Origin of the sequence: Peribacillus sp. FSL E2-0159, from assembly GCF_038643155.1 — a bacterium.
Lineage (GTDB): Bacteria > Bacillota > Bacilli > Bacillales > DSM-1321 > Peribacillus > Peribacillus simplex.
In genome coordinates this window covers 1,462,955-1,479,397 of sequence record NZ_CP152053.1, presented here as the reverse complement: position 1 = coordinate 1,479,397, position 16,443 = coordinate 1,462,955, and the positions used below count along the sequence as shown (strand labels likewise).

General features: G+C 37.6%; 17 protein-coding genes. 5 read left to right on the top strand and 12 right to left on the bottom strand.

Annotated features, from left to right (window positions below):
- Window positions 1-170: 170 nt before the first annotated feature.
- Both NYE63_RS07355 and NYE63_RS07350 read left to right on the top strand, forming a co-directional pair.
- Window positions 171-1,118 carry an IS110 family transposase gene (locus tag NYE63_RS07355; RefSeq protein ID WP_342604648.1) on the top strand — a complete coding sequence of 316 codons (948 nt, stop codon included), beginning with the start codon at window positions 171-173 and terminating at the stop codon, window positions 1,116-1,118.
- Window positions 1,119-1,123: 5 nt separating this feature from the next.
- Entirely contained in the window at window positions 1,124-1,402 is a 279-nt protein-coding gene (locus NYE63_RS07350; protein WP_260287446.1) for a hypothetical protein, read from the top strand.
- A gap of 225 nt (window positions 1,403-1,627) precedes the next feature.
- Here NYE63_RS07350 and NYE63_RS07345 read toward each other — a convergent pair whose 3' ends face one another.
- A complete protein-coding gene (locus tag NYE63_RS07345; RefSeq protein ID WP_342604647.1) occupies window positions 1,628-3,928 on the bottom strand; it encodes a PBP1A family penicillin-binding protein in 2,301 nt (766 codons plus the stop codon).
- Between the two features lie 80 nt (window positions 3,929-4,008).
- Window positions 4,009-4,248, bottom strand: a complete 240-nt coding sequence (locus tag NYE63_RS07340; protein WP_342604646.1) for a hypothetical protein — start codon at window positions 4,246-4,248, stop codon at window positions 4,009-4,011.
- Between the two features lie 1,304 nt (window positions 4,249-5,552).
- Here NYE63_RS07340 and NYE63_RS07335 point away from each other — a divergent pair.
- The gene (locus NYE63_RS07335; RefSeq protein ID WP_169803969.1) at window positions 5,553-5,720 is read left to right on the top strand and encodes a hypothetical protein; all 168 of its coding nucleotides are present in this window, start codon (window positions 5,553-5,555) and stop codon (window positions 5,718-5,720) included.
- Between the two features lie 126 nt (window positions 5,721-5,846).
- Here NYE63_RS07335 and cspC read toward each other — a convergent pair whose 3' ends face one another.
- On the bottom strand, window positions 5,847-6,047 hold the full coding sequence (gene cspC / locus NYE63_RS07330) for a cold shock protein CspC (protein WP_010331195.1): 201 nt from the start codon (window positions 6,045-6,047) through the stop codon (window positions 5,847-5,849).
- A gap of 290 nt (window positions 6,048-6,337) precedes the next feature.
- Between cspC and NYE63_RS07325 the strand changes: the two genes are divergently transcribed.
- Window positions 6,338-6,598 (top strand): hypothetical protein, encoded by a 261-nt coding sequence (locus NYE63_RS07325; RefSeq protein WP_342604645.1) that lies wholly within the window; start codon window positions 6,338-6,340, stop codon window positions 6,596-6,598.
- A 51-nt stretch (window positions 6,599-6,649) separates the two neighbouring features.
- Here NYE63_RS07325 and NYE63_RS07320 read toward each other — a convergent pair whose 3' ends face one another.
- The 3 genes from NYE63_RS07320 to NYE63_RS07310 all read right to left on the bottom strand — a co-directional run bounded on the left by NYE63_RS07320 (window position 6,650) and on the right by NYE63_RS07310 (window position 8,482).
- The gene (locus tag NYE63_RS07320; protein ID WP_342604644.1) at window positions 6,650-7,267 is read right to left on the bottom strand and encodes a YdcF family protein; all 618 of its coding nucleotides are present in this window, start codon (window positions 7,265-7,267) and stop codon (window positions 6,650-6,652) included.
- An 88-nt stretch (window positions 7,268-7,355) separates the two neighbouring features.
- The gene (locus NYE63_RS07315) at window positions 7,356-8,141 is read right to left on the bottom strand and encodes a serine hydrolase (RefSeq protein WP_342604643.1); all 786 of its coding nucleotides are present in this window, start codon (window positions 8,139-8,141) and stop codon (window positions 7,356-7,358) included.
- A gap of 173 nt (window positions 8,142-8,314) precedes the next feature.
- Window positions 8,315-8,482, bottom strand: a complete 168-nt coding sequence (locus NYE63_RS07310; RefSeq protein ID WP_069981673.1) for a YezD family protein — start codon at window positions 8,480-8,482, stop codon at window positions 8,315-8,317.
- Window positions 8,483-9,008: 526 nt separating this feature from the next.
- Here NYE63_RS07310 and NYE63_RS07305 point away from each other — a divergent pair.
- Entirely contained in the window at window positions 9,009-10,397 is a 1,389-nt protein-coding gene (locus tag NYE63_RS07305) for an amino acid permease (RefSeq protein ID WP_342604642.1), read from the top strand.
- A 34-nt stretch (window positions 10,398-10,431) separates the two neighbouring features.
- Here the strand turns inward: NYE63_RS07305 and NYE63_RS07300 are convergent, their stop codons facing one another.
- The 6 genes from NYE63_RS07300 to cysW all read right to left on the bottom strand — a co-directional run bounded on the left by NYE63_RS07300 (window position 10,432) and on the right by cysW (window position 16,441).
- Window positions 10,432-11,406, bottom strand: coding sequence for an aldose 1-epimerase (locus NYE63_RS07300; RefSeq protein WP_342604641.1), 975 nt, complete (start codon window positions 11,404-11,406; stop codon window positions 10,432-10,434).
- Window positions 11,407-11,636: 230 nt separating this feature from the next.
- Window positions 11,637-11,936 carry a YxcD family protein gene (locus NYE63_RS07295; protein ID WP_251431205.1) on the bottom strand — a complete coding sequence of 100 codons (300 nt, stop codon included), beginning with the start codon at window positions 11,934-11,936 and terminating at the stop codon, window positions 11,637-11,639.
- Window positions 11,924-12,370: a hypothetical protein gene (locus tag NYE63_RS07290; protein WP_063232145.1), complete on the bottom strand. Its 447-nt coding sequence runs from the start codon at window positions 12,368-12,370 to the stop codon at window positions 11,924-11,926. Before NYE63_RS07290 ends, NYE63_RS07295 begins: the two co-directional genes overlap by 13 nt.
- 201 nt (window positions 12,371-12,571) lie before the next feature.
- A complete protein-coding gene (locus NYE63_RS07285; RefSeq protein ID WP_342604640.1) occupies window positions 12,572-13,957 on the bottom strand; it encodes an NlpC/P60 family protein in 1,386 nt (461 codons plus the stop codon).
- Between the two features lie 521 nt (window positions 13,958-14,478).
- Window positions 14,479-15,543, bottom strand: coding sequence for a sulfate/molybdate ABC transporter ATP-binding protein (locus NYE63_RS07280; RefSeq protein WP_328103449.1), 1,065 nt, complete (start codon window positions 15,541-15,543; stop codon window positions 14,479-14,481).
- 10 nt (window positions 15,544-15,553) lie between these two features.
- On the bottom strand, window positions 15,554-16,441 hold the full coding sequence (gene cysW, locus NYE63_RS07275; protein WP_342604639.1) for a sulfate ABC transporter permease subunit CysW: 888 nt from the start codon (window positions 16,439-16,441) through the stop codon (window positions 15,554-15,556).
- Window positions 16,442-16,443: the final 2 nt, after the last annotated feature.

The following is a 16,443-nucleotide window of genomic DNA, read 5'->3' as shown; positions in this document are numbered from 1 at the left end:
CACCCAGGCTGAACTTTTTTTGGTGGATCTTATGGAAGATACCCTGTATAAGAAACTGGTTGTGACAGTATTGAAGAACCATTTAGTGTACTGCTAGTACGTATACAAAAATTTTTGTAACAAATCTCCTGTCATATGTATTGTTAATCTTTTATTGAGGTGATTCTCCTATGGAAGCAATGATTGAACGGTGTGCTGGCCTAGATGTACACCAAGAAACAGTAGTAGCCTGTGTATTATTTGGTCCATTAGATAAAAAGCCAAATACCTCTATTGAAACTTTTTCAACTACAACAACAGGACTCTTGGCTTTAAGTGATTGGTTAACTACCCTTCGGGTATCCGATGTTGTGATGGAAAGTACTGGAGTCTACTGGAAACCAATATGGAATATACTCGAAGATTCTTTTCACCTTGTTCTTGCCAATGCCAGACATGTCAAAAATGTTCCAGGGCGTAAAACTGATGTGAAAGATGCCGAATGGCTTGCCAAGCTTCTAAGATGCGGACTTATTGAAAGCAATTTTGTTCCACCGGAGGATATTCGTGATTTACGAGATCTTACTCGTTATCGAAAAAAATTGATTCATCATCGCACCTCAGAGCAGAATCGCATTCACAAAATTCTTCAAGATGCTAATATCAAGCTAACATCCGTACTATCAGACATTTTTGGTGTATCGGGACGCCGTATCCTTGAAGCGATTCTAAACGGTGAAAAAATAGAGACCGATGGTCTTCGAAAAATGGTGGATTGGCGAACAAAAGCAAGTATTACTGACATTGCCAATGCAATTAATGGGCGTATTCGCCGTCATCATCGTGATATGTTGCGTTACCATTGGGAGCATATGAGTTTTTTAGAACAAACCATAGAAGAATTGGAAAAACAAATCGATCAACTCCTGTCCCCCTATCGTAAGGAAGTAGAATTATTGGATGGTATACCTGGTGTGAACAAAGCTGCGGCAGCTACTTTTATTGCGGAGATGGGTGTTGATATGTCCGTATTTAAGTCAGCTAAACACCTTGCCTCTTGGGCTGGTGTGAGTCCTGGAAATTACGAAAGTGCTGGTAAAAAAAAACGAGTAAAACCACACAAGGAAATAAAGCTTTAAAAACGATGGCCGTAGAATGTGTATTAGCGACATCACGGCAAAATAATCGAATTGCTTCACATCGAAAAAGGATTACCAAACGGCAAGGAAAAATGAAGGGACGAATCGCTTCTGCCCATTTACTATTAACGATTACTTACAACATCTTAAAAACAGGAGAACCTTATCATGAACTAGGCTCAAATTACCTTGAAGAAAAACAAAATAACAAAGAATTAAAAATGATCGAATACTTAAAAAAGAAAGGCTATACAATCGCTCCATCTGAACAACAAACTGCATAACCAGTTAAATAACGACATAGTACATTTACGCCCATCAAAAAAATGAGAATATGGAGGGTCTATTTTAGCATGGCTTTTTTACTATTATGTTTTCATACAAAAAAGCTGCCTTATAGACAGCCCCGATCTTCAGCTAACGTACCCTATAGTTTAAGTAGAAACCCTCACATTCTCTTATGTCTCATAAAAAAGGATGGAACCAATGCGATCCCATCCTAAAAATCTTTATTGTTTGTGTTGCTTTTCCTCTTGTTGTTTTTGTTTCTTCTCCTCTTGTTTTTGTTTCTTTTCCTCTTGTTTTTGTTTCTTTTCCTCTTGTTGTTTATGCTTCTCTTCCTCTTGTGTTTGTTGCTTTTCCTCTTGTTGTTTATGCTTCTCTTCCTCTTGTGTTTGTTGCTTTTCCTCTTGTTGTTTATGCTTCTCTTCCTCTTGTTTATGTTTTTTATCCTCTTTATTTCCACCAATATCAAATGGTTTTTCTTTATTATTTTTTGTAACTGGTGGAGCTTCTTCAGGATTTGCACCTTTAATGAACAGTTCATTATTCACCCGGTATACATCACTAGGCTGCTGGAAGCTACTTTGGTCTGTTCCAAACGCTTCCAGCATGGCCTTAAACATTTGGTGCGAGATTTTAGTTGAATTTCCATCCATATAATTACCTGGACCATTTTTAGTATATCCAGTCCAAACCGCCATAGTGTATTGCGGTGTATAACCAGCGAACCAACTATCATTTACCGCACCGGTTGGATATCCATATTGTGCTCTGGTTTTACTGTCAAAATTGGTTGTGCCAGTTTTTCCAGCCACATCTAGTCCAAGGACATTTGCTGTTTTTCCTGTACCAGATTTTACGACTGTCCGTAACATATCCGTCACCAAATAAGCTGTGTAATCATGCATAGCACGTTTTGGCTTTGGAGTTAAATTAACAACTCTGCCATCAGGATAGACAACTTTACGAACAAAATGTGGTGTATTGAATTCACCGTTATTTCCAAAAGCACTATATGCCCCTGCCAACTCTAATGGATTAACCGTATTACTTCCAATCGCATATGATTCGTACACCTTATTATTATTAAAAGTAATACCCAGATTTTCTGCAAAGTTTTGTGCTTTATCCATCCCTACATCTTGAAGGGTAAGAAGTGCTGGAATATTGTATGACCATTGAAGGGCTGTTCTAATCGACATCATTCCGTGATATTGATGATCCCAGTTAGAAATAGACTGACCATTTGAGTAGGTTATCTCATGATCATTAATTTGGTGTGCTGTAGACCATTTTGAATTTTCAATAGCCGGACCATAATCAAAGACTGGCTTGAAAGTAGATCCTGGTTGACGTTTAATATCAACCGCAAAGTTGTTGCCTCGGAAGGAAGCTTTATATTGGTTCCGACCGCTTCCAATAGCTCGAACTTCTCCTGTTTTTGTATCTGAAAATACGAAGGCTCCTTGAAAATTGTCATTTGGATAAGAAATAATCGTATCGGTGTTCATTATTTTGTCCGCAAAGGTCTGAGCTTTTGGATCTAGCGTCGTATAAATAGATAATCCATCTGAACTGATATCTACATTTTTCAGCTTTCTTTCAACTTCTTTTACAACAGCGTCCAAAAACGCCTCGTACGGCATTCCTTGCTGTTTCGTTTTTGGAACAAGTCCTGCTGTAACTGAAACCTTCTTTGCATCCTCCAATTGCTTTTTCGTAATATACCCTTGTTTATACATAGCTTCTAAAACAATATTACGACGATTTGTTGCAGCCTTCACATGTTCGGGTTCAGTGGGATCGTAATTACTTGGACTCTGTGGGAGCCCCGCCAACATAGCGGCCTCCGGAAGCGTTAATTTATTTAGATGATCGGCATCGATTCCGTAGTAATTTTTGGCGGCTGCTGCTACACCATATGTCCCGTCTCCAAGGTATATCTTATTTAAATACATCATTAAGATTTGATGTTTGGAATACTTTTGCTCAAGCTGATAGGCCAAGCTCCATTCCTGTACCTTCCGCTTTATTGTTTTCTGAGGTGACAAAAAGGAGTTTTTAATGACCTGCTGTGTAATCGTACTTCCACCTTGAGATCCGAAATCCCCTTTTAGGTTCTTGAAGATTGCTCTCGCAGTTCCTTTTATATCAATGCCATTGTGTTCATAAAAATGTGCATCCTCCGTGGCAATGAAAGCATGCTCCAACATTTTTGGAACTTGAGAATATTCAATTTTTGTCCGCTTTTCTTTACCATATTCGTAAAGGAAATTCCCGTTTTTATCGTATAATTTGGTAGAAAGCGGATCGACTAGTTTTGAAGCATCTATTTTAGGGGCATCCTTAATCATTGCTGCAACCGTAACTGCCCCTATTCCAATTGAAACAACACCTAACAGTAAAAACCAAAGTAAAACTTTATTCAAGAAAGACCTTCTTTTAGGGGGATTTTTATCTTTTTTTTGATCTTGTTTTGTTTTTTCCACTTGTTTTCGTTCCTGACGAGAACGATACGTTTCTGACATTAATCTTCTCTCCCATATTCAAGTTATTCAACAAAATTTAAGAAAACTATGCAAAGAAATAACCTTTATTTACTCACTAGTCATTGATGATCAGTATGGTATTTAAAACAATGCATTTCATGCAAAACCTGTATATAACGAATTAAGGAAGAATTTATCCTATACTCTCCTTGGTCGGTTTTCGCAATAAAGTAATCACTTCGTACTATCTTATCTAATGCATCTTGTAGAACGTCTTCCTTCTTTACATCTGGCCCTTTTAATATTTTTTCTCGTTTAATATCATTATCCAAGGTATAACAAACAATAAATTTCTTCAAATTAAATCCCCCTTTCGAGAACAACCTCTGATTGTCTTAAGTAGGGAAAAACGTCTACTTATTTGAAGCGAATAGTCTTAAAATTTATATACTGAATAAGAATGCAATTATCGACCAGCTTTGTCTTTCAAAGACGTTATATATGAAGCAAATACCCATGTTGATAAAATGATGGATAGCATTCATACTATTTTTGAAAAATACCTTTGTGTACCACCTATAAATATTTCATGAATACCATAGATACAGTCTAAAAAGATATATATCAAAGCGTGTATAGAAAATTTCATTTTTTTCAGTCCATTACACAGTCCATTTATATTAATTCGAAAGGAACCTTAGTATTAAGGGGGCAAAAATATTTAATCCTCGATTCCTCCCTCTATATAAAGACCAAATCTGCACTTTAGTCAAAAAAAAAAACACCAATTATGGCAGCTGGATCTTCGACTTTTGTTCCCGTTTAAGCACATTCTCTTTTTCTATTTATTATGTTCGTTTTACGTAATAACCTGGATAACTTACCTATCTATAGGCCATAATTAGAATTATCCAAGAGACAACCTAAGGATCTTGGTGTTTGTCTGAATCCATCCTTGAAGCTTTTCAGGGATGGATTTTTATTTTTTACTTTTCTTAGCTGAATAATATGTCTCAAGAGCGACTTAAAAGAGAGCTGGATTTTCAACCCGTCTTATTGCACTAACCTGGCCCTTAGTTCCGTAAGAAAAAGGTTGCCGCAGCAACCTCCCTTATTGAAGTAAAGTACCTGTAAGTTGCCTATCTAAACCTTTGATACTTCCCATAAACCAATAGAAAACAAAAGGACCATAAGAAGGCACACTATAATATATATCGCCTTTCTTACCCTAAATGGTAGTGAAGTTATCAATAGATAAACAAAATTACCGAAGATTCCTGCTCCACTTACTACTTCACTCTGCTCTTTATCTTGCTCTTTAGTATATCTAATAGACAATATTAATCCTGTTAGAGATAAAAGAACAAGGAAGAGAAACCCTATATCTATGTTCAATTCAATTTTCCTCTCTTATTTTAGGTGGATCTCGTTACTTGACTCCGCATAATCACAAACTGTGATATCCATTCCTTGTTCAGCTAAAAACCGCATTCCGCGCTTCACCTTCTGTCATCGCTAAACCATCCCCCTTTAACTTCCTCTTAATATCAGCTCAGTGCCGTATACATAGGATGATTTTTTAAACCTAATATATCCTTGTAATATCTTGGATACATCTTTCATTCCCAAATATGTTATACTATTAGTAAAGAGGGTGGCTAAATTGAAAAGCAATAAGTATAATACTGGTGAAACAGTAACTATTCAGGATACTAATGAATTAGTAACCATTAATAAATGGGCATATGTAAAAAACATGAAAAGATATTCTTATACTGTAAAAGAACATCCAACTACTTTTTTCTTTGAGGAAGAATTAAAAAAATCTTAATAACACGTCTCCTAAAACCCTACTCAGCTCAGAGTGGGATTTTTTTTGCTTTTATTTTTTAGCACAATAAAAAACAGACTCCCCATCGGGAAGTCTGTTTATATAGGTTACGATTTAATATTAAAATTAAGCTTTTTGAACGTTAGCAGCTTGAGCTCCACGAGCACCTTGCTCAACGTCGAAAGTTACTTTTTGACCTTCGTCTAAAGATTTGAATCCTTCGCTTTGGATAGCTGAGAAATGTACGAATACGTCGTCTCCGTTTTCACGTTCGATAAATCCAAAACCTTTTTCTGCATTAAACCATTTAACTGTACCTTGTTCCATTGTTGTTGCCTCCTAGTGCATAACACACATTGTATTACTATTTTTAATCATTTTGGAAAATAATTATTATCCTCTTCCACAATCAAAAACAATTCTTTATTAGATTAACATGAAATGATAAAGATTGCAAATTTCTAGAAATATTTTTAAAAATACGGGTTCTCCTTCCTATTTCCTTTATTTTCTTTATTCATCAATTGAATGATTCAGATATCGATTAACGGGTATATCAGAGTATAAGAAAAAGTAACCATATTCACTTAAAGAATTTACAACAAGGAGGTCAATCAATGAAATATTACAAAGTTTCTAATAGCGGTCTTGAAAGTAAGGTTATTGTAGCCTATAGCGGGTATGAGGCACTCGGATTTTATTTAATGGAAATCGATGATCAACTTGGTTTTGTTGATGATATAGATGTGGAAGAAGTGGATGCTGATGAACAAGTCGAGATTTCCTATACCGGTTATCCCGTTTATAAGACACTTAAGGAGCTATATCAAGAGAAAGATTTTTGGGAAGTTCCCAATGTTGTCGTGGAAGTCGAATAATGAAAGCACCCTTCCCACCTTTAGGAGAAATCAAATTAAAACCACTGGATGTTACCTCCCAATCAACTCTGTCAAATAATATTTGGTAATTGCAAGATATTCACGGGTATATGATTTCAAAAGTGACACTTTTGGAGTCTTTGCCGGTATTCCCTTCAAGTCCAAGCCTTCTTTTTTTGCTATTTCAACTGCCCGATAGATATGAAAGTCATTACTTACGACCAATCCTAAAACTGCAGTATCAGGAATGAGTTCTTTAGAGAAAACAATATTTTCGTAAGTTGTTGTAGATTTGTCTTCCATCATAATGCGTGCTTCTTCAATTCCCTGGGCGATTAGCCCCTGTTGCATTGCTTTTGCTTCCGATATATCTTCTCCCGGTCCTTTGCCGCCAGATACAATGACCAAAGTATGTTTATTCGCCGTTAAATATTCTGCAGCTTTATCAATCCGGTATTGTAAGGATAATGATGGAACCGAACCTTTGACCCTTGCTCCAAGAATAATGAGGTAATCGGCATTTTCCGGAATTTGCTGGTGAATACTTTCTTGAATTTTCATATGCAAAAATCCAAAATACCCCAGTACTGCAATAGCGCTTATTACAAAAAATTTCATCGCCCTTTTCAAAGTTTTTCCCCGCTTCATTTTCTTTTCATTATTCAACATTATTTCCTACTATCCCCTATATAACTAAGATCGAAGAGCGGGAAATCATGAAAGGCTTCCCGCTTTTTCCAATATTCATTATGACAGTTTATTCCGCAACCATATCATCATATATTAATTTTCCAATTTTACTGATTACTTGACGGCTTTCTTCCTCTGATTTTATATCTTCAGTAAGAACTGCAGCATAAACAGTTTGTGTTTCTGAACGAATTATTGCACAATCATGGGCAACTCCCCGAATTCCGCCCGTTTTGCTTGCGACCTTGACCCCTCTGCCCATCAGTGATGGAAGTTTATCCCGTAATTGCTGGTTGTCAAATACACGCAATATTCTTTCCTGGCTTTCTTTCGTTAAAAAGTTGCCTGTATGTATGGCTTTTAAACAGGTAATCGTATCTTCCGCCGATATGGTATTGTCGCGCCCTTCTTTTAATGCCTTAAAATCCTGCATTTTTCGTTCAAGGACCGTATTTTTCAAACCAAGTTCTTTGATGCATTGATTGATTTCCTCAAAGCCCAACAGGTTCATCATCATATTCGTGGATGTATTGTCGGAAACAGTTATCATCAATGTCAATAAATCCTCTACGGTTAAAAATACCTTATTCGATAAGACATGCAGGACCCCAGATCCCCCAGTCACTTCATTAGGCGGGATGGTCACTGGTTGATTCAAATAGATTTTCTTTTGTTCATTTTGACGATAACCTTCGATGATCATTGGTATTTTGATCAAACTCGCTGATTGAAAGGATTCATTCTCGTGATATCCAATCGTGTCCCCAAGACCATTTTCAATTTTATATGCGATTTTCCCATTAAATGTTTCAATTAATGCCAAGATATCATGTTCTATAGTTTGTAAGGTCATCTATTCCCTGTTCCTCCCTTAGATATCATTTAATCCCCTATAAAAAACTCCCTTATCACCTAACTTATTCTACCATGTTAAAAGCAGTACAATCTTCATCGAAATTCCAAATTGAATAGATTTTTGTATAAAAAAAGAGCCTTCATATCGAAAGCTCCCTTAATAACTGTTATTCATCTGGCTTTAACAGCCCGGCTCTTCGCTAATGGGAATCGTTTCTTCTCGGTTGTATCCACCTGTGTTATTTCACCATCATGTATGGTTATTATCACGGATCCATATTGCAGATCTTCCAAGCTTGAAATGATATGCCTGATTTTCAATTCTTCTTTCTTTTCCATAATATCTCCCCTTCACTACTGGTAATAAAGCTTCGTTTCATGCCTAATGTTAAAAAGGATCGAACGAAAAGCACAAGTTCGCTTCCCACTTTCAATATTTTCTTGAGGAACTTGGTTTACCTATCATATCCTCATCACTTTACTTTCCGTATAAGAATAACCAGTTAATAGGACCTCCATATTCCCCTCCCCTCACTATAAAAAATAAAAGGCACCCGCCATCTAATAAATTAGATTTAAGGGTGCCTTTAGTTGACTAATCGGCAATATTCAGGTGTTGCTTTCGTTATAGAAAAATACGTTTTTAAAGTGACAAACCATATTATTCTTACCAATTAACTTGGTATTTACTAATATAATCCAATTTAACCCTTTTGTCAATATTCAATTTAAATTTTCTGATTAGTCTGCGTTTTACATTTTACTTATTTACCACTTTACCAAACTAAACTATTTGAGATATACTATTTTAGTATAAGTTGTCGGTATAAACACACACTTTGTATTTAAGAAAGGTTCGATATAAATGGTAAATAAAAAATGGGGTTTATTGATTTTGACCACATTCGTAATTGGAAATATGGTCGGCGGCGGAATTTTCATGCTCCCTGCTCAATTAGCACAAGTATCCAGTCCATTAGGGGCCACCTTGGCATGGATTGTTACTGGACTGGGAGTTTTTCTAATAGCTTTGGTGTTTGGTAACCTGGCAGTCCGGAAGCCGGATTTGAAGGCTGGACCGCAAAGTTATGCTCAATCATTATTTAAATCTCCTGCTAAAGGAAGGATTTCAGGGTATAGCATGGCTTGGGGCTATTGGGCTGCGAATTGGGCTGCGACAGCTTCTGTCATCATTTCATTTGCTGGTTACCTATCAACGTTTTTCCCGGTGATGCATAGTTCGAAAGTGATTTATACAGCGGGTTCGTTTCAACTTGAGCTAGGTAAAGCATTAACGTTTGCGGTATGTTCCATTGCCCTTTGGGGGATTCAGGCAATCTTGGTAAGAAGTTTTAACAGTGCTGGGAAAATGAATCTTTTTGCTACGGTTACCAAAGTGCTTGGATTCTTATTTTTCATCATTATCACGATTTTCATCTTCGATTCTTCCAATCTAGGGAACGGAGCTGAATTTTATGATAAGACGGGATCTGCAATCTCTTTAGGTGATCAAGTAAATGCTGCTGCAATTTCAACATTATGGGCCTTCATCGGTATTGAAGCTGCCGTCATGCTTTCAAACCGTGCCAAGTCACAAAATGATGTAAAGAAAGCGACGATTCTTGGATTACTTATCGCTGTTGCCATTTATATCGGCATTACTTTATTGACGATGGGTGCCATATCACAAGAAGATTTGAAAATATCACAAAAACCGCTTGTTGACGCACTGCAAGCTGTAGTTGGTTCAAGCGGCACATATATAATGGCTGCTCTTGCCGTCATTTCCTTATTGGGATCTACAATCGGATGGATTGTCGTTGCATCTGAGGTTCCTTACCAGGCAGCGAAATCGGATCTGTTTCCGGCCTATTTTGCGAAATCGAACAAAAATGGTACACCCGTACGTTCTATGACAATAACAAATATCATGACACAGATATTCTTATTCTCCACTATTTCGGGTACGATTTTGGAAGCATATAAATTCTCAATGATCGTCGCTACACTCGCTTACTTAATCCCGTATCTTGCATCCGTTCTGTATCAATTGAAACTAGTCATGACTGGGGAAACCTATGACATCATGAAAGGTTCAAGGGTACGTGATGGCATTATCACCATCCTGGCGTTAATCTACTCGATCTGGGTCATCAAGACAGGTACAGCTGATATGAATACATTCATACTTGGCATTGCCTTATATGTATTCGGAATCGTCCTATACCCGCTCTGGATGAGAAAAAAATCATAACCTTAAACACCTTGGCATTCACCAAGGTGTTTTTTTATATTTCCTTTATTGCCAATCTAGTTCTCAGCTGAACCGTTTCCCCTGAGCTTAACTCCCTCAATCCAGTCAATTTTGCAGACAAATCCAAATTAGGAGCATTCGTTACCCATGTATATGGTTCAGGACATACGAACCCCTCCTGGTTGAACAATACCCAAAACTTAAAATGTTGATCGCCATGATAGATGACCTGTATGCCCGCCTCTTGGTCGGAGAGAATGCACGCGTTTTCCAGAGCTCTTTCCTCATCATAGCCAAATAGGTCATCAAACAGCCGGCCGTCCAAGCTAAAACCGTTTTGGATTTCCAATGTATTGGCCGTTTCATGAATTGCACCAGTGGGCAATGACCTTTCATTCAACTCCCATTGTTTATTGACGGGAAGAGATATTTTGCAATCCCCCAATTTACTCCCTGGTCCAAATGGAAAATTGAATACAGTATGATAACCTGCTCCCCATGGAAAGGGTTCAATGCCCTTGTTGGTGATTTCCAATTGGATATCCAATGTTTCAGCTCTTAAAGACAAAGACATATTCACAGTGATATCTTGTGGAAAGCTACCTTTTAGATCAAAATCACTGCTTGAAAATTCAGTATTAATGACGATTTCTTTCCCGTTCACTTCCTTTTTGCAGACTTGCCACGGCTTGTCATGCAAAAAACCATGAATATGATTGGATTTTTTCATTTCATTGATTGGAAACTTATACACAGTCCCCTTATATGTAAATTGACCATCTTCAATTCGATTAGGAGGAAATAGGATTGGCATTCCGTACAAAATGGGAGCTTTTTTATACTCTTCCACACTATCCGGAGTGCGCAGCAACTCAATATCCTTATGCTTGTACTTCAACGAAAGCAGATTGCTTCCTAAAGATGGCGCAAGTATCGCTTCCACTTTTTCATTGCCGAACTTTATGGCCATTTCATTTAAAAAAGTGATATCTTCAATATAACCTTTCACTTTTTCTCCTCCTTTTACTTGAACATATATCCATCCTACTTCCAAGGACCATTTTTTGCAACAAATGGAAAATATATATTTCTGAGTTTAAAATAAGTGTTGGTAATCTAGGATTTTGCTTAGTTCGCTTTACTATTATTCTATTTCACTTTTATCCTTTTCCTCCGCACAGATCGACTTGTGCCTTATTAAATAAAAAAAAGGATGCCGTTTACGGCATCCTTTTTTACTTATCTATTACTTTCACTTACTAAAGCCACTATGCCTTCTTCATCATCCAAAACAAGTTCAATACCTGAGTATGGATCTTTATTCATATATTCATCCAGCCATAAGCGAAGCGCTTCTATCAAGTTGATGGTAATTAACACTTGTTTCCGGCCATCGACAAACGCTTCTGCCGAAAAGCCATAATCATCATCATACATTAACTCCACTTCTACCTCATTAGGTTGTACCTGCTTTTTACGGCCAATATAAACACAAACCGCGTTGATGATATCTTGTTCGGAAATCTTTAGCCTCTCCATGGGTTTGGATCCTCTTTCTTCTTCTTATCTTTGAAATATGTGAATATTTTACGGATTACAACGATTAATGCAATAACTGCTATCACGTTGATTAATAGTCCTAGTATAGAACCAAGCGCGCCCATATTGGCGAATAGGCTACCAAAAAGTAAACCTGCCAGTCCACCTAGCATAATTCCTTTCATTAAGCCGCCTTTTGTGAATGAGTTTCCACTTTTTGTATCAGTCTTCGCTTTATTAGTAGTAGTAGCATCGGACTTCTTCGTTTCTTTATTTTGGAAATTCGAATTGTTATTGTTGTTGCTGTTAAAACTTCTTTTTCCAGACTTGTAACCCCTTGCATCGACTGACTCCGAATGATCTTGGAATACATAAGTGCCGACTGGCGAGAATGCTAGTGTAATTGTAAGTAATGCAGCCATAAATTTTTTCATCATGTTTTTTTTGCCTCCGTTTAATAGTATGGAATGTTGTTTCATTATATCTTTACCCAGATTACTGAAAGTCCACATCACCTATCCTTGTTTTATCTTATAGTATTTACGTTGAATTTCAAAATAAGTTTCATTTTTTTTCGATTTTTTTCAAAAAAAAATAAGCAGGGGGATTTTCTCCCCTGCTTACTTAAAGAACGATTAGTTTACACGAACGACACGCCCGTTGAATACACCTGCCCAATATCCGCTTTCCATATTGGCGATTGCAACACCTGTTGAACTTTGGGAACCGATAAATTTGCCGCCGCCGACATAAATACCGACATGCCCATCAGTTTTATAGGTATTGAAGAACACTAAATCTCCAGGTTGTATTTGACTCTTAGATACTTGACGTCCTGCACTTTTCAATGCATCCGTACTTGCTGGAAGGTTCACACCAGCTTGTTTATAAGCCCATGCAACGAATCCTGAACAATCGAAAAGACCGTTAGCGATATCGGATGCCGTTCTTCCGCCACCAAATTTATATGTGGAGTTACCGATATATTTATAACCTGCTGTAATGGCAGAGCCTGTATTTGCACTGCTAGGCTTGCTTGATGATTCAGTTTTACTGGCTGCAGGCTTACTAGCTGCTGCAGGCTTATCAGCAGAACTGATTTTAGATGATGATTCACCTTTAGACGAACCAGATGCTGACGATTCAGCTTTAGAAGAACTTGTTGATTCTTTACTAGAAGAACTTGAAGATTCTTCACTAGAAGAATTTGAAGAATTCACTTCTTCAGCAGCACGGTCAAGATCAGCTTTCTCTGATGCCTTACGTTCTTCCTCTTTTTTGATATTTTCACGAATGGAAGCTATTTGTGATTCTAAACCAGCATCTTTATTTTCTAAAGATTGTTTAAGTGCCTCTGTTTCCGATTCTTTCTTTTCAATCTTTGCCTTCATATTGACAGTTTCAGCTTTTTGATCTTCAATTTGAGATTGCATGCCTTTAAGTTCTACTTCCATATCCTTAAGGCTTTGCAATTTTTTCTCAACAGTCTCTTGTTTTTTTTCTAAGTCAGCTTTATCCGCTTCCTGCTCGCTAAGAATCTGTTGGTCAGCTTCCACGATAGTGGCTACCGCTCCCACACGATTAACGAATTCACCAAAGCTTTTAGAACCTAAAACAACTTCTAGGTACTCAACGTCCCCGCCGCTCTCTTGGAATGAAAGGGCGCGCTCTTTCAAGACTTCCTCGCGTTTTGCGATTCTTTCTTCCAAGGCTTTAATTTCTTTCTTTAAAGAATCTATATCTTTTTCGGTGTCTTTAATTTCTTGTTTAGTATCTTTGATTTTTTGGTCATTTTCTTTCATTGCCGATTCTATCTGGGCAATTTGGGAATTCATTTTCGTTTGTTCTTTTTTCAATTCCTGAATAACTTGTTCTGCCTCTGAAATATCTGATTGTATTCCTGTGCGTTGCGATTGAATATCCGAGATAGATTCAGCTTTTACAGATGGTATGGCAAAAGCGCTCCCTAATCCAAGCATAATTGTCGTGTTCAATACGATAAGTTTTTTCTTCAAACTCATTTCCCCTGCTTTCCTCCCCTTGCATTTCCATCGACCCACTTCTTTTTCTCTATGAAAAATTATTAGTCAAAATAAATTGCTGGGAACTCTTCTCTATTTTTTTTACTCTTTATGTAATTTTCTAAGATTGTAATTATATTAAATACATTTCTTAAACTCTACTATGTTTTCATCTAAGTCGTAGTATATCATCAGATTTTGTCAAATGCGTAATAGCAATATTACAATTATATTTCAATTTTAACATAAAACATAAAAATTCGACTTTTTCGTGTGATAAAACAACCATTTTTTTACATAACGACCTTCGTATTTTGATGCAAGACTTTCTATCTAGTGCTTAGCACCAAGGGACCACAGACTATTGGCAGATTAACACTGACCATTTCCGAATGATGGAAGCCCTTTTGAAACAGATTGCAGCTTATTTCCCTTACATACAGGAAGGTCCGCTGACATCCCTATTAAAAAAACAAAAAAACCGCCCATCAGCGGTTTTTTCGTCAATTTTCGACCTATTCTTAAATTCCAGCCATATAGTCGACAAAAACCTTCATTTCTTTTGGTCGGACAAATACACTTTCGTCTTTGCTTATTTCCAGATTCAAATATTGTTCTTTCGTCAGTTCGATTTCCAGCGGTTCGTTTGTATCCTGACGAATGACTTCTATCCGAACGATGGGGCCAATTGTATGGATGTGGTCAATTATGGATGCAATCGAACCCTTTTCAGATGGTTCTCTTTCTATGATAAAGTTATGAGCCCTTACATAACCAGTGCCCACACCATCTTCGCTGCCCGGGGCATTCATTTCTACATTCCCAGTTACCAATTTACCTTGATGAACATTGCCTTTGAAAAGATTGACACTGCCGAGAAAATCATAAACAAAGGGATTTTCCGGGTGATCATATACTTCTTCCGGAGTTCCAATCTGTTCAATTTTCCCTTCATTCATGATTACGACCCGATCAGCAACATCCATCGCCTCTTCCTGATCATGCGTCACGAACACACTAGTAACATTGAATTCATCATGAAGCCTTCTTAGCCAACGCCGAAGTTCTTTGCGAACCTTGGCATCCAATGCCCCGAATGGTTCATCAAGCAAAAGGATATTCGGTTCAACCGCAAGTGCCCTTGCCAATGCGACACGCTGGCGCTGGCCGCCTGATAATTGGGATGGATAACGATCTTTATATCCTTCCAGCTTGACGAGCTGAAGCAATTCAGTAACCTTTTGTTCAATAACTTCTTTACTGGGCCTTATTTTTTTAGGACGGACCTTTAATCCATAGGCGATATTATCAAAAATGGTCATATTACGAAAAAGGGCATAATGCTGAAAGACGAAACCCACATTTCTATCTTTTACATGCTTATGCGTGTAATTCTCTTCATTGAAGAGGATCTTTCCGTACTCTGCTTGTTCAAGACCCGCGATGATACGCAGTAATGACGTTTTTCCCGATCCAGAAGGGCCAAGAAGGGCTACGAGTTCACCGCTCTTTATTTCCAAATTGATGTTTTGGAGTGCTTGATAAGAACCGTAATATTTTGTAACATTTTCAATGATGATACTCATTTCATTCCTCCTAACTCGCTTTGGTTGATTTAAAGTCCGTTTTCCATTCTATGAAACTTTTAATGATCAAGGTTATAATTGCAAAAATGGACATCAGGGATGCAACGGCAAAGGCAGCCGAAAATTGATATTCATTGTATAAGATTTCAATATGAAGCGGCATCGTATTGGTCATGCCCCTTATATGGCCCGATACGACCGATACAGCTCCAAACTCCCCGATTGTCCTTGCACTGCAAAGGATGACTCCATATAGAAGTCCCCATTTTATATTTGGAAGCGTCACATACCAAAATGTCTTAAACCCTCCCGCCCCCAGCGTGAGTGAGGCCTCTTCTTCAGACGTCCCCTGACTTTGCATGAGCGGAATCAATTCGCGCGCAATGAATGGGAAGGTAATGAAAATGGAGGCGATGACAATCCCCGGTATTGAAAAAATCACTTTAATGTCAAAGGATTGCAGCAGTGGACCAAGTGTTCCATGTAAGCCAAACAGAAGGACAAAAATCAACCCAGCAATGACGGGTGAAACGGAAAAAGGCAAATCTATCAATGTTATTAAGAAGTTTTTTCCCTTAAAATCATATTTTGTTATGGTCCACGCAGCAACTACCCCAAATATGGCATTGAGTGGCAAAGTGATGAGTACAACGATCAATGTTAATTTAATTGCAGCCAAGGCATCAGGATGGGTTATGGCCGCAAAATAAGCTTCGGCACCTTTTTCAAAGGCCTTTACAAAGATCGCGATTAATGGGACAACTAAAAATAAAGTCAGAAATAGCAAGACAATGGAAATAAGGACCCACTGTATGGATTTAGGCTCTTTTGTTGCGTTTCTCGTAAAAATGACTGGGTGATTCGTTTTATTAGCAACCACTGAATTATCATTTTCCATCA

What these genes read in the sequence shown, in the direction of transcription:
- NYE63_RS07325 (WP_342604645.1), top strand. Translation starts at nt 6,338, where the DNA reads ATGAAATATTACAAAGTTTCTAATAGCGGTCTTGAAAGTAAGGTTATT.
- NYE63_RS07315 (WP_342604643.1), bottom strand. Translation starts at nt 8,141, where the DNA reads ATGACCTTACAAACTATAGAACATGATATCTTGGCATTAATTGAAACA.
- NYE63_RS07285 (WP_342604640.1), bottom strand. Translation starts at nt 13,957, where the DNA reads ATGAGTTTGAAGAAAAAACTTATCGTATTGAACACGACAATTATGCTT.
- NYE63_RS07320 (WP_342604644.1), bottom strand. Translation starts at nt 7,267, where the DNA reads ATGTTGAATAATGAAAAGAAAATGAAGCGGGGAAAAACTTTGAAAAGG.
- NYE63_RS07350 (WP_260287446.1), top strand. Translation starts at nt 1,124, where the DNA reads ATGGCCGTAGAATGTGTATTAGCGACATCACGGCAAAATAATCGAATT.
- cysW (WP_342604639.1), bottom strand. Translation starts at nt 16,441, where the DNA reads ATGGAAAATGATAATTCAGTGGTTGCTAATAAAACGAATCACCCAGTC.
- NYE63_RS07295 (WP_251431205.1), bottom strand. Translation starts at nt 11,936, where the DNA reads ATGGAGAGGCTAAAGATTTCCGAACAAGATATCATCAACGCGGTTTGT.
- NYE63_RS07355 (WP_342604648.1), top strand. Translation starts at nt 171, where the DNA reads ATGGAAGCAATGATTGAACGGTGTGCTGGCCTAGATGTACACCAAGAA.
- NYE63_RS07305 (WP_342604642.1), top strand. Translation starts at nt 9,009, where the DNA reads ATGGTAAATAAAAAATGGGGTTTATTGATTTTGACCACATTCGTAATT.
- NYE63_RS07290 (WP_063232145.1), bottom strand. Translation starts at nt 12,370, where the DNA reads ATGAAAAAATTTATGGCTGCATTACTTACAATTACACTAGCATTCTCG.
- NYE63_RS07280 (WP_328103449.1), bottom strand. Translation starts at nt 15,543, where the DNA reads ATGAGTATCATCATTGAAAATGTTACAAAATATTACGGTTCTTATCAA.
- NYE63_RS07345 (WP_342604647.1), bottom strand. Translation starts at nt 3,928, where the DNA reads ATGTCAGAAACGTATCGTTCTCGTCAGGAACGAAAACAAGTGGAAAAA.
- cspC (WP_010331195.1), bottom strand. Translation starts at nt 6,047, where the DNA reads ATGGAACAAGGTACAGTTAAATGGTTTAATGCAGAAAAAGGTTTTGGA.
- NYE63_RS07310 (WP_069981673.1), bottom strand. Translation starts at nt 8,482, where the DNA reads ATGGAAAAGAAAGAAGAATTGAAAATCAGGCATATCATTTCAAGCTTG.